A 12,616-nucleotide genomic window follows, 5' to 3' on the forward strand; every position below is an offset into this window, starting at 1 on the left:
GGCACAGCCACCGCGCCTTTTTTTCATAATGAGAACTCCAGTCGTTGATCTCCACATTCCAGTGGCTTGGCTTAAGCGTCCAATCGGGTAAGGGTCGCATTCGCGAAATGCGGCTTTTTTTGTCCTATATGAAAAAGACGGTGAGAAGGGCCGGAAATGCAATATGCTTGCTCCAGACCGTTCACCGATGTTCTTTCCGGTATCGAAGGGGGGTCGTCCCCGTCACCTGTTTGAATGTTTTATTGAAATGGGCCGTGTGCTCGAATCCTACCTTCTCCGCGATCATCTGTACCCGGTCTCTGGTAGAGAGCAATCGGCGCTGGGCCTCCCTGACGCGCACGACGCGCAAATATTCGCTGAAACGGAACCCCGTAAATCGGCTGAACATCCGGCTGAGGTACGAAGGGCTGATATAAAAACGGGACGCCGTATCTTCAAGCGTAAGGGCTTGGCTGTAATGCTCGTTAACGTAACCTACGATTTCGCTAATCTTGTCCTGCATGGGATGGACGGGATCGGACATCGTCTGGCGCGTAGCCTCTTCTACGCGATGGATGCTGATCAACAGTTGGGCAAGCAGGCTTCTCACCGCAATCTCATGATGCGATCGGCGCTCTTTGCATTCACGCAGCATCTGCCATAACAAACGTTCGGTCTCCGGCTGCTCCTCTTTCGGGAAATGAACCAAACGGGAATGGTCAAAGGGAAGCAGGCCGCAGAGGCCGACCTCCATGCCCGTGGCAAAAGAGGGGGAGAACTCGATCAGGATCCGTTCAAAGCCGGGATTGCTTCCTTTGGATGTTGTATGTGGATCATGGGGATTGATGAGCATCAGGTCCCCTTTGCGTGCGGTAAGAACCTGTCCCTTCATGGAATACACCCGTTCTCCTTCCAGGAGATAATACAGCTCGTAAAACGGATGGGCATGCGGGTGTGTCATGGCGTATCCGTCCTGTCTGCGTATATGCTGAATGGTAAATGAATTCTCCCCGATGCGATACTTGGGTCCGATTCGATCCTCGATTACATGCATTTGCGCAGTTCCTCCCTGCAAGAATGGTTTGCGAATATAACCATATCATAACGGAAAATCCAGTTAATTGTAAACGCTATCAATAAATTGACATGCTGAAGGCCGGGGGTGGGGCGAATCGGCTCTAAATCCGAGTATCGTTCAGGTTAGGAGCGGGAAGGATGACAAAATATGATCGATGATTTACAGTAGGAGGAGTGGGACAGAGCCTGGATCGGCGTCTCCAAACTGAAGTGGAAGGAAGGAAATTGGTTATGACGACACATGAACTTTCGCCTCTCGTAGCTGCGCTCGACATGCAGCCGCACGTTGAAGGTGGTTGGTATAAGGAAGTATGGAAAGCATCCTATCAAATTCCGCAGTCCGTGCTGCCTGAAGCCTATTCAGGCCCGCGCTTTGCGGCGAGTTCGATCTATTTCCTGCTTCACCCGCATGAATTTTCCGAATGGCATACAGTGCTGTCGGATGAACTGTGGATGTGGCACAGCGGAAGTCCGATCGAACTGAAGCTGGGCGGTACCGGCGAGCGTCCGGAAAATGAGGAAGTCCATGTACTCGGCATGGATATTGCCGCAGGACAGCTGCCGCAATTGCTTGTGCCGGCAGGTGCTTGGCAAACGGCGCGTCCGCTTGGCGATGAGCCGGTGCTCGTTTCGTGCGTGGTGGCGCCAGGTTTCCACTACGACGATTTCAAACTGGTAGCCAAGGGCTGATTTGGCTTATCGGAAGCATGCTAGCCATTGTTAACATTCATTCCAACAACAAACGAAAACCCCGATGCAGACATGAGCCTGCATCGGGGTTTTTTGGCATCATTATTTTTTAGAAATTGAAGTTGTCGGGGTCCGAACCGAAGCGTTTGTTTTCGTTCAACCCGTTAATTTGCCCGATGTCTTCCGGCGTCAGTTCGAAGTCGAACAGATCGGCATTTTCCCGAATGCGCTGCGGTGTAACGGATTTGGGAATGGTGACGATGCCGTTCTGAAGATCCCAGCGCAGAATGACCTGGGCCGGGGACTTGCCATACTTGGCGCCGATTTCTTGGAGCAGCGGATGTTCCAACAAATGGCCCTGACCAAGCGGAGACCATGCTTCGACCTGGATTTTATGCTTACTGCAATAATCCCGCAATTCCTGTTGGTTCAATAGCGGATGCAGCTCAATCTGATTGACGGCAGGAACAACGGTTGCTTCGGTCATCAAATCCTCCAGATGGTGAATTTGGAAGTTGCTTACGCCAATGGCGCGAATGCGTCCTTCCCGATGCAGTCGTTCAAGCGCGCGCCACGTATCTTTGTATTTTCCTTTGACCGGCCAGTGAATGAGATAAAGATCCAGGTAATCCAGCTCCAGGCGCTCCATGCTGGCCTCGAAGGCAGCAAGCGTGGATTCGTAACCCTGGTCGGAATTCCAAACCTTCGTTGTAATGAACAAATCTTCACGGGCAATGCCGGATTCGCGAATGCCTTGGGCAACGCCGGTTTCGTTGTTATAGGCTTTGGCGGTATCGATGCTGCGGTAACCGGTTTCAATCGCCGTTCTGACGGCGTCCACGGCTTCTTGTCCGTCCTTCACCTTGAATACGCCAAATCCAAGCCATGGCATTTTGACTCCGTTATACAGCGTCGTCGTGTCCTGTACATGTTTCATGGTCCGAAATTCCTCCTTTGGTTATGTCGATGTGTTCTCCGTGTGCTTCCCCGGATGTGTGCTTGGCCCTGCAGGATGATTCCAACATTTATTATACTAAAGCTGCTCCTCCGTCGGCAAAGTTTATGGACCATGTTGGACATGAAGATCAGCTGTTTTTTTCCTTATTCTACAGGAAGAGGTTTGGATTTGATGCGCACGGGTGATAAGATGAAGTATAACGAGTCAGGGGGCTTTGCTTCCGCTGACGAAGGATGATCTCAATTGAAGGGATGCGGCTCGAACGGCAACTAACGGGGCGTGTCATTAATCATAAAGGAGCAAGTGGAGATGAAGAAATCGAAGCATACCAAAACCGCGGCGGCCTGGTCCCTCGTCGTCATGGGGGCGGGATTTGCCGCATCCTTGCCGTTCCAAGGCTCGATTGCCGGCAAATTGCTGGTGGGATCGTTCGAGGCCGGTTTGGTGGGAGGACTTGCGGACTGGTTCGCCGTCACGGCATTGTTCCGCCATCCGCTCGGCATTCCGATTCCGCATACGGCCTTGCTGCCGAAGAATCGGGCGAAAATGACGGAAGGGCTTGTGTCTGCCGTGGAGAACAACCTGCTCAACAAGGAGAGCATCACGGAGAAAATCGCCGGATTCAAAGCAGCGGAGATGGTGATGGATACCCTTATGCGGGAACTGCATACCGACGGAGCCAAGCAGATGATGGATACGCTCTGCAAACGCATTCTGGCCGGGCTGCCGCTGGAGCAAATTGCTCCCATCGTGGCGGCAGAGGTCAAAACGCAAGCCGGGGCATTCGATCTTGGACCGATTCTGGAACGGGCGATATCGCAGGTTAGCGAAAAAGGGTATGACGCCAAGGCATTGGATTATGGCCTGAAGCAGGCTGAGGAATGGCTGGTGAAGCCGGAGACGGTCTACGTGCTTGGCGAGAGCGCCATGAAAGCGATCGGCGGCATCCAGATGAATGGGCTAATGCAGTTTGCGATGAACGCTTTTCTGGGTTACATGAACGAAGAGAAGATGGGCGCGATTTTGCAGGGGTATCTTTTCGACAGGGTAGAAGACATGAAACGCGAAGGCAGCGCCCTCCGCTACAAAGTGCTTGGCCTTGTCCGTGAGCAGGCCTCCAAGCTTGCTTTCAGCGCCAAGGTGCAAGACGGGCTGAATGGATGGAAGAACGACATGTTGAACCAATGGGATGCCGAGCAGACGGTGCTTAACAAATTGACCGAGCTGCGCGACAAGGCCCTTAGCGCCATGGAGGATGGAGCCTACGTAGAGGCGTATGCGCTGCCTGCCATCAGCAGGATGCTGACGGATCTGCGCTCCGACGAAGAGCTGCTGTCCGGGCTCAATGCCAAAATCGTGGTAGGCGTCACGACGTTGCTGGAGAAGAACCATTCCAAGATCGGCAGCCTGGTCCGTGAAAACGTCGAGAAAATGGACAATAAAACGTTGATTTCGCTGATCGAAGACAAAGTGGGACAAGATTTGCAGTGGATTCGGATTAACGGCGCGGTTACCGGTTTTATCATTGGAATCGTGCTCACGGGACTACGAATGGTGCTGGAATAATAGCGAGAACCCAGAATCGTCTGGGAAAAGGAGAGAGCCGCAGAGCCGCTGGGAAGCGGCTCTCTTTGGCATGCGTTCGTGCCGTTATGGCACAAGGATTGCAGAGGGTTCAAGGAAAGCTTGGTTAACAGCACAGCATGTTGCATCGGACCGACAAGCGGGTAATATAGACCGGGACACTTTGCCCGAATCATTTTAGGAATAAAGTTTCACAAAAACGATGCTGACAGCCGATATGGCCGATGTTGATTTTGTACTATCATTCATCTAACAGGCAAAATAGCGGATATGGAGCAAACGGGTCTGCATAGATTCATTATGGGGCGGATTGACTTCAGCGTCTGTTTTTCGCAGGAAACTCAATGGGGAAGAGAAGGTGACCCGCATGAAGCCGAGAAAACCTTGGGTGATTTTGTTAGTCGTGACGATGTTGTCTATGTTCGTATTGGGGGGGTGCCAGAACATGAAGGTAAGCGAAAAAGAAGCCTTGTTCAAGGAGGCGGAGGCCAAGGCTGTCAGTTATTTCAAGAACAATTATGAATTGGACGTGGCGATTACCAGCAAGAAGCTGCTGCCCGAAATGGCAATGAACGAGATCGGTCTGGAAGGCCATGTTCAGGGACACGAGGAACAACACTTCAGCATTTCGTATAACTATGACAAAAAAACCATGGTGGGCTTCGTCATGAGCCCGGAAATCAAGGAAGCCATCATAGCGAATGGATACGATCCGTTTGCGAAGCCGCAGGCCGAATAGGGAGGGGAGAACAGTTTGAGCCAAGGACAGAAAATCGATGACGAAACGTACAAGACGATGTCCCAGCTTGCCTACCGCGATTTCAAAGAAGGGGACGAGGTGCAGGACTTGCCGGGCTGGAAGGTGCTTGAAGACAGCCATGGGAACAAGAGGTCGGGATTCGATGCGGTGACCTTTTACAACCCGGAAACCAATCAGGCGGTAATCGCTTATCGGGGAACCGAAGGCAGTGCCGGACTGGATCGCATGGCTCCCGACTTGTTCGCGGACGGACAGATTGCGCTTCCCGAGTTGGGGCGCAAAATCGATCAAAGCATGGATCTGCGGCCCGACTGGCTGTCAGGCGGCATTCAGAAGGTCAAGGACGTTACGGGCATGACCGCAGTGGAAAACTTTTTCGGCGAAGTGGATAAAGGGATCGATAAACACCTTTCCTTTGGACCAAACCAGATGTACGAGGCTGAGGATTATGCCAAGGATATGCAGAAAAAACACAAGGATCTGGACTTTTCGCTGACAGGACATTCGCTTGGCGGCGGTAATGCGCAGTACGCCGCGGTGTATACGGGCCTGCCTGCAGTCACGTTCAGCGCGCCATCCGTCATTTCAAGTCTGACGCCGGGCATGAAGCGTAAGGCCGAGGATGGAGAATTCGACAGCCAGATCATCAATTTCGGGCATCCGGGCGATTTCGTGGCCAGCGGGTTTTTCGGAGGATACGACCGCCACGTCGGCTCTACCTATTACATCGATTCGAATTACCAAGACATGAACGACGACATGAGCATGATCGACAAGATCAAAAACACCTTCGGGGGCAAAGATTATCATAGCCTGGATCGCTATGAGTTCGAAAATGGCTACGTGTCCAACGAATTGTACGACCCCGTCACCGGCGAACGGATCGCACGCACGCCAAGACAGCCGTCCAACGCGCTGAGTGATCTTGCCCTGTTTATGCGTAACATTGGCATTCGCGCAGGCGAAATTGCCATGGGGGCGGTTGCGGGCACGATCCAGGTTACCCCGGAAGAACTCAAAGACGTGGCCACTCGCTGGAAGCAGCATGCCCAGCAATGCAACGGGGAACTGAACGCGGTGCGGGGCCGCATGATGCAATATCTGCATTCCAGCCGCAGCCGAAGGCTGGAGCCGATCGTTGGCCAATTGGATGCCTCGATGAACGAACTGGGTACTTGGCATATGAAACACACAAGCCAGTTTTTGAACTTCATTGAGCAAAAAGCCGAAGAATTCCGGCAGGCGGACCAAACGCAGGTTAGTTTTGCCCGATAGGGCATGGTCACTTGTTGCCTGGTTAGAGGGTGTACATAAGGAGGGAGCGAAGTGAACGGACAATTGCTTGTAGAGCTCAATGATCTCCGGACTGCGGAAAGGGAGCTGTCCCAGCTGCTGGTGCGCCTGCAGGCGGATGAACAGGAAGCGAGGGCGCTTTACAAACGGTTGGAAGACTGGAAAGGGCAATCGGCCGATCATGTCAGGCAGCAGATCGAAGCCTTTTTTGCAGGTCTGTCGAGCCGGATACGATCCATTGAGGAGCAGAAGCGGAGTTTATTGCAGTATATTGAGGCCATGATCCAGACGGACCAGTCGAGGTAAGCCATTTGCACCCCATCCGATCCGGTTCATAAAATAAATTCCATGGACTTTATAAATTGAACCCCGGCAATATGAACGGAGGCAGCTGCCCTCCGTCCGTATTACCGGGGTTGTTTGGTGCGAGGAGATGAATACGGCACGCTTCCGTAGGCGATTCCGGATGCTATTGGGAAGATAACTGTCGTGCTTCGCCAGGAAGATCATTTGCACTGACCTCTTCCCAATGTGTGACTCCGCGCAAGGTGGTTACGTACAATTTCAGGAATGCGCCCTGCTGAAGCGGCTTGCTTGCGGTAAAGCTGAGTTGTTTCGATTTTCCCTCATCCGTGTAACCGGTCAGCTCATACGCGTATCGGCCATTGCTATCCGTCGTGGCGCTTTCCTGATTTACGACGGTGTAATAAATCGTTTTGCCTGCCGGATTGTCTGGGGTCAGCTTGGCCGGATTCATGAAAAACAGCCACAGGCCAGTCAAGATGACCAGTCCCACAGCCAGTAAGGTGAATGCTTTTTTCATGGGGACCTACCCTCCTTAATGGATGATGACGTTTGTTTTAGGACGAGACGATGTCCTTGGTTTTCAGGCGATGTATCGACCAGAAAGCAAAAATCAGTATAAACGCGATATTCATCAACATAAACAGGACGTTCTGGGCCCGTGTAAGTCCTGTCTGGCTCAGGACGCCCATGCCGATGGTCAGCAGAGAATGGGGAAACAGCATGCCGATTTTGAGTACGTACATCCCCAAGCCAAGGAAGACGGCGCACAGGCCGATACCGATCGGCGTGGCGAAGCTGCGGATGCGGATCGACAGGCCGAGCTGCAAAGCGGCGATCGATAGGGATGCGAACCAACCGCGCAGACTCCATATGATGGTCTCCATGGGGAAGGCGTCAGGAATGGCAAACAGCTTCCCTGCAGCCCAATACATAAGCATAAAGAACCCTTGGGCTGCCAGAATCAGCACGCCGACGATAACCAATTTTGCCATAAAGAAGCTGGTAACGGACATCGGGGACGAGAGCACCATGTTCCAATTACGATTGTTATGCTCCAGTCTGCAGACGAAGGCGCAGCATATCGCGATTAGGATCGGCAGAAAAAACTCCCCGTAAAACAGGCTCACCTGCGTCCAAAGGCTGTACCATCCGTTCTGAAGTGCGGCCTGGTTGAAATAATAGTTGAAGCATCCGATCAGCAGGCTGATAATGGGCAGAATGGCCAACACCAGGCTGATCCGGGAATGCCTCAGCTTGAGCCATTCGGCGGAAATGCTTCGGATCATGTGGTTTCCTCCTTACACGTCTTGTCGTGAGACATGGATATTGCCCGCGATGTAAAACAAGATTGCCATGAGCAGGGCGGCGGCAAGCAGTCCGCCAGGCAGGCTGCCAGAAACGTAAGACCCCGAGGAAGCGCCGTAAATATACGTCACCGGAGTGAGATCCATGTAGTAGGACCAGATAAAAAGGTGCCGAACGCCTGCGGGAAACAAGCCAGACGTCGTTCCGATGAATCCCCCGAGCATGCCAAGGCACAGCGCAAAGGCCTGGTTATGGACGGTGAGCGATAACCATTGTTGAAGAGCGGTAATCGCAAGCGTCGTAAGCAGTGTCCCGATCACGAACTGCCCGAGCAGGGAGAACGGGAGAGGGCCCGGTATGTTTTTGGAAAGACCAAAAGCGACGATGAACACGGCCTGAGCCAGAATGCCGTACAGAATCAGGCTGTTGGAACAGACGTACTTGGCGGTGTATACCTCATTGCGCCCGATATTGGTAGTCATCAGCATTTTCCAGGTGCTGCCCTTGTGCTCCATGTCGCAGATGCGGGAGACGACAATCGCCGAGATGATGGGAAGGAACAATCCGTTCATGGAAGCGATGCTGAAAATGAGGGCCTCCCAGTTTGCGTTAGACGCGCTGCGGGAGATGGAAATACTGATAGACATCGCTGCCCAGATCATCTCGGCGGCGAGAAACAGGGTCAGCATGACCCAAATCTTTTTGCGTCGAATTTTGAAATACTCCAGCGCGAGTGCCTTCATTATAAACTCCGCTCCTTCCCGGTAAGATCAAGGAAGATGTCCTCCAGGCTTTTTTTGTGCTCTTCGATGCGCGTTACGGCGATTTCCTGTTCCACCAGAATTCTGTTCAAGCGGGACACTTCCTCATCGCGGAGATAGTCGAAGACCAGCTGTTTTTCTTTTGTTTTGGGCATATAACCCTGCGTAAGCAAAATTTTCTCCGCCCGGGCAGGATCTGCCGTTTGGAAATGGATCGTTGCCCTGTTGCTGGCCTGCAGTTCCTGCATCGTTCCTTGGTACATCAATCTCCCGTCACTGATGATGCCGACGGATGTGGCAATCTGCTCGATTTCGGATAACAGGTGGCTGGAGAGCAGCACGGTGATGCCATATTGCCCCGGCAGGGACTTGATCAGCTCGCGGATCTCGCCGATACCGGAAGGGTCAAGGCCGTTCGTGGGTTCATCCAGAATCAGCAGTTTGGGAAAGGCAAGCAAAGCCATGGCGATCCCGAGACGCTGCTTCATGCCGAGCGAATATTGATCCGCCTGCTTGTGCTTCTGATTTTCGAGGCGGACGATTTGCAGCACCTTGTCGATATTTTTCGCAGGAGCATTCCGCAACCGCTGCATCACTTTCATGTTTTCCAATCCGGTCAGATGGCCGTAGTAGGAGGGGGATTCGATCAGCGAACCCGTCTGGTTCAGGATCGTGGGGCGATGCTTGCTCAGGTCTTTGCCAAAAATCCGTACGGTGCCTTCCGTAGGTTTGATCAAGCCTAGCAGCATTTTTAGTGTCGTTGTTTTGCCGGCCCCGTTGGGACCCAAAAATCCATAGATTTGTCCGGTTTCCACGCAAAGGTTGACTTGATGCACGCGCTCTACGCCGCCGTAGGTTTTGGTCAACTGCCGTGTTTCTACGATGGGTTGTATGCTCATCGTCGTCTCAACTCCATTTCAACTCGATTTATCCCGTTGTCCCCAATATAGCGTCATCGCCTTGCTCCCCGCTGAAGGTAACCTTACATTTACCTTAAATGAAATTGGAAAATATCGGGTGAATGCCTTTATCATGTATAATAAGAAAAAAGTCTGTAGATGTAAATTCATGGAATGTTGGAAAAAGCCGAAGAAAGTTCTTAGTGCAGTGCCGGGGAACCGTACCGCCGCACCGGAAGCGTACCTAGTTTAAAAAAAGGTGATGTGAATTGGATACAATGAAGAACAAAAAAATATTGATCGTGGACGATGAACCTGAAATACGGGAGATGATTGAACGGTTTTTGCGAAAAGAAGGTTTTTTTCGGGTATACACGGCAGACAACTTTGCCAATGCACTCTCGGTATGCAGGATGGAAAAGCCGGATGCCGCGATTCTGGACGTGATGCTTCCGGACGGAGACGGTTTTTCCCTGCTCTCGTCCATTCGCTCATTCTCGGATATGCCTGTATTGTTCTTGTCGGCCCGAGGCGAAGATGAGGATCGATTGCTGGGCCTTGGCTTGGGCGCGGACGATTACATGGTAAAGCCCTTCTTGCCGAGAGAGTTGATTTTGCGGCTAATGGCTATTTTGAAACGGGTATACGCGGCACCGGTCGTGGAAAGATTGCCTGTGTTTCGCCTCGGTTCGCAAGTCATCGATTTGGAAAGCGCAACGGTGCAAAGGGGGGATAGCGAGCATCCCCTGACGGCCAAGGAGCATGCCATTCTGGTCAAGCTGTACGAGAATCAGGGCCGAATCGTAACGAGCGATGCACTATGCCAGGCCGTCTGGGGGGATGAAAGCTTCGGATATGAAAACACGCTGATGGTTCATGTGCGCCGCATCCGGGAGAAGATTGAGGAGGACCCGTCCAAGCCGATGTATTTGCTGACCGTGCGGGGGCTGGGGTATAAGCTGCTCGCTGTTCAGGAGGCGCGTTAATGGATGGGGCCGTCCGCATTCTCAGGCGATTCGTCGGTTCCACCATTCTCGTATCCGTTGTGCTTCTCATATTCAACTTAATCCTGCTCGGTTCATTGATCTTTAAAGAGCTTCATGAGGGTCCTTCGCCTGAAGCGGTTGTGAAGCAGCTCTCAAGCGGTCTTGCGGAGGATCGACAGGGAGGTTATGAGCTAAATGCGGAATCCTCCGGCCTGCTTGGTGCGCATCAGGCTTGGGCGATGCTGCTGGACGAGCAGGGGAAGGTGCAGTGGAGCGAGCATTTGCCGACTGAAATTCCACGATCGTACAGCGTAACCGATGTCGCAAAGTTTTCCAGATATTATCTCATGGAGTACCCGGTGTATGTGTGGGAACACGCGAACGGTCTGTTAGTGGTAGGATACCCCAAGAACTCCCACGGGAAATATCAGCTTGATTTTCTCGCAGATTGGTTGAGATCCCTTCCGCTGCGCATCCTGCTGCTATTGGTATGCAACGTAGTTCTGGCGTTGGTGGTGTCCATACTGATCGGAACACGCCTGATTCGCAGCATCCGTCCACTCATGGAAAGCATCCATGCGCTTGCAAAAGGAAAGCCCGTGCATGTGGAGAACGGCGGTATTTTCAGCGACCTTTCCCAGAGCATCAACTCCGCGTCCCGCATGCTGCAGGAAAAAAACGAGGCATTAAAGGCAAGGGACGAGGCCCGCTCGAACTGGATCGCAGGCATATCGCATGACATACGGACGCCGCTCTCCATGATTTTGGGTTACGCAAGCGAGCTGGAGGAGAGGGAGGAGCTGCCTGAGGAGGCCAGCCATCAAGCTGGGATCATCCGTCGGCAAGGAGAACGCCTGCGTTCGCTCGTCAGCGATCTCAACCTGGTATCCATGCTCGAATACGAGATGCAGCCGCTGCAGATGAAGCCGATCCGGCTCTCTGTGCTCGCGAGACAGGTCGTATCCGACTTTTTGAACAACGGGTTGGATGATCGGTACGACATCGTGCTTCAAGTACAGGACGAAAGTTTGCAGGTGATGGGCGATGAGCGTCTTCTATATCGGGCCGTCACGAATTTAATACAGAACAGTATCCGGCACAACTCCGAAGGATGCACGATCCGGCTGCAAACATTGCGTTCTTCAACCGATGGCTTTTGTCATTTTGTGGTGTCCGATGACGGCCAGGGCATTGCCAAGGAGGAACTGTCCGATGTCGTCATGCTGCCCTACGCCGCAGGGCGAAAACGGCCTTCCCGGCAGGGACACGGCTTGGGCTTACCTATGGTTTCGCGAATTGCCCAAGCTCACAAGGGCAAGCTGATCTTGAAAAGCGACGTTGGAGCAGGTTTGTGGGCTGTTATAGAGCTTCCCCTATCCCGATAGGTATCTTTCGGGGACGGGACTCTTTGACATTTATGCCTATAACAACGATAGAAAGATACATAAGGACGTTTTATATGATTCATTGGATCGTTCAATGCTTTGAGGAGCGCATTCTTTGAACTGGCAAAAGAACTTGGAGTGACGAGGCATTGTAGGCAGGCTGCATTTTTTGTAAAAATGTTGGAAAAAATTTAAGGAAACTATTTACAAATACTAGAATAGTATGGTAGATTATGAGTATAGAAGATTTACAAAATATTTAAATAATGTAATAAAATGTTTATTTAATGTGGTGTTTAGCTTAATTTAAGCTATTCATAAAAAAATTATTCGAATGGAGGTTTTCTCAATGAAAGAACTCAATTTTGAAGCATTGGGAGCAATCGAAGACATCAGTGATGACGAGCTCATGGTCATTACGGGCGCGGTAGCGGCCATCGAGGCTGCGAAAAGCGGCGGCGTGTTCTGCACGGTGAGTCATGAGTGTCATTATAATTCGGTTTCGCCTTCTTCCTGGTTGACTTGTTGCTAAGTTCTTTTGATCATCTTCAAGCACATGGCTGTTATCAGTTGTGTGCTTGAATTTTTTAAAATTATGGAACATACAGGTTTCAGCGGAGCTGAACCATTCTA

The 12,616-nt window shown here is 51.8% G+C and carries 14 protein-coding genes; 8 read left to right on the top strand and 6 right to left on the bottom strand.

What is annotated here, in order from left to right:
- Positions 1–181: 181 nt before the first annotated feature.
- Positions 182–1,033, bottom strand: coding sequence for a helix-turn-helix transcriptional regulator (locus tag RSX24_RS26305; protein ID WP_236417728.1), 852 nt, complete (start codon positions 1,031–1,033; stop codon positions 182–184).
- Between the two features lie 254 nt (positions 1,034–1,287).
- Between RSX24_RS26305 and RSX24_RS26310 the strand changes: the two genes are divergently transcribed.
- The gene (locus RSX24_RS26310; protein ID WP_236417726.1) at positions 1,288–1,746 is read left to right on the top strand and encodes a cupin domain-containing protein; all 459 of its coding nucleotides are present in this window, start codon (positions 1,288–1,290) and stop codon (positions 1,744–1,746) included.
- Between the two features lie 109 nt (positions 1,747–1,855).
- Here the strand turns inward: RSX24_RS26310 and RSX24_RS26315 are convergent, their stop codons facing one another.
- The gene (locus tag RSX24_RS26315) at positions 1,856–2,683 is read right to left on the bottom strand and encodes an aldo/keto reductase (RefSeq protein ID WP_339275725.1); all 828 of its coding nucleotides are present in this window, start codon (positions 2,681–2,683) and stop codon (positions 1,856–1,858) included.
- A gap of 330 nt (positions 2,684–3,013) precedes the next feature.
- On the opposite strand from RSX24_RS26315, the gene RSX24_RS26320 reads away from it, so the two are divergent.
- The 4 genes from RSX24_RS26320 (at position 3,014) to RSX24_RS26335 (ending at position 6,647) form a co-directional block, all read left to right on the top strand.
- Complete coding sequence (locus RSX24_RS26320; RefSeq protein ID WP_343262233.1) at positions 3,014–4,270, top strand: DUF445 domain-containing protein; 1,257 nt, start codon at positions 3,014–3,016, stop codon at positions 4,268–4,270.
- Positions 4,271–4,733: 463 nt separating this feature from the next.
- Entirely contained in the window at positions 4,734–5,027 is a 294-nt protein-coding gene (locus tag RSX24_RS26325) for a hypothetical protein (RefSeq protein WP_343262234.1), read from the top strand.
- Positions 5,028–5,084: 57 nt separating this feature from the next.
- Complete coding sequence (locus RSX24_RS26330) at positions 5,085–6,323, top strand: Tle-like phospholipase domain-containing protein (protein WP_438286893.1); 1,239 nt, start codon at positions 5,085–5,087, stop codon at positions 6,321–6,323.
- Between the two features lie 51 nt (positions 6,324–6,374).
- On the top strand, positions 6,375–6,647 hold the full coding sequence (locus RSX24_RS26335) for a hypothetical protein (protein WP_343262235.1): 273 nt from the start codon (positions 6,375–6,377) through the stop codon (positions 6,645–6,647).
- Between the two features lie 163 nt (positions 6,648–6,810).
- Here RSX24_RS26335 and RSX24_RS26340 read toward each other — a convergent pair whose 3' ends face one another.
- The 4 genes from RSX24_RS26340 to RSX24_RS26355 are packed head-to-tail and all read right to left on the bottom strand — an operon-like array spanning position 6,811 to position 9,612.
- A complete protein-coding gene (locus RSX24_RS26340; protein WP_236417713.1) occupies positions 6,811–7,164 on the bottom strand; it encodes a YxeA family protein in 354 nt (117 codons plus the stop codon).
- Positions 7,165–7,201: 37 nt separating this feature from the next.
- Positions 7,202–7,933 carry an ABC transporter permease gene (locus RSX24_RS26345; protein WP_339275727.1) on the bottom strand — a complete coding sequence of 244 codons (732 nt, stop codon included), beginning with the start codon at positions 7,931–7,933 and terminating at the stop codon, positions 7,202–7,204.
- A gap of 12 nt (positions 7,934–7,945) precedes the next feature.
- Positions 7,946–8,698: an ABC transporter permease gene (locus tag RSX24_RS26350; protein ID WP_236417799.1), complete on the bottom strand. Its 753-nt coding sequence runs from the start codon at positions 8,696–8,698 to the stop codon at positions 7,946–7,948.
- Positions 8,695–9,612, bottom strand: a complete 918-nt coding sequence (locus tag RSX24_RS26355; protein ID WP_343262236.1) for an ABC transporter ATP-binding protein — start codon at positions 9,610–9,612, stop codon at positions 8,695–8,697. The genes RSX24_RS26350 and RSX24_RS26355 overlap by 4 nt, the downstream gene beginning before the upstream one ends.
- A 269-nt stretch (positions 9,613–9,881) precedes the next feature.
- Here RSX24_RS26355 and RSX24_RS26360 point away from each other — a divergent pair, with 269 nt between their 5' ends.
- The 3 genes from RSX24_RS26360 to RSX24_RS26370 all read left to right on the top strand — a co-directional run bounded on the left by RSX24_RS26360 (position 9,882) and on the right by RSX24_RS26370 (position 12,515).
- Positions 9,882–10,598 carry a response regulator transcription factor gene (locus tag RSX24_RS26360; protein ID WP_339275729.1) on the top strand — a complete coding sequence of 239 codons (717 nt, stop codon included), beginning with the start codon at positions 9,882–9,884 and terminating at the stop codon, positions 10,596–10,598.
- Complete coding sequence (locus RSX24_RS26365) at positions 10,598–11,983, top strand: sensor histidine kinase (protein ID WP_343262237.1); 1,386 nt, start codon at positions 10,598–10,600, stop codon at positions 11,981–11,983. The genes RSX24_RS26360 and RSX24_RS26365 overlap by 1 nt, the downstream gene beginning before the upstream one ends.
- Before the next feature lie 349 nt (positions 11,984–12,332).
- A complete protein-coding gene (locus tag RSX24_RS26370) occupies positions 12,333–12,515 on the top strand; it encodes a type A2 lanthipeptide (protein WP_343262238.1) in 183 nt (60 codons plus the stop codon).
- Positions 12,516–12,616: the final 101 nt, after the last annotated feature.

This window comes from Paenibacillus hubeiensis, assembly GCF_032334105.1.
GTDB classification, from domain to species: Bacteria; Bacillota; Bacilli; order Paenibacillales; family Paenibacillaceae; genus Paenibacillus; species Paenibacillus hubeiensis.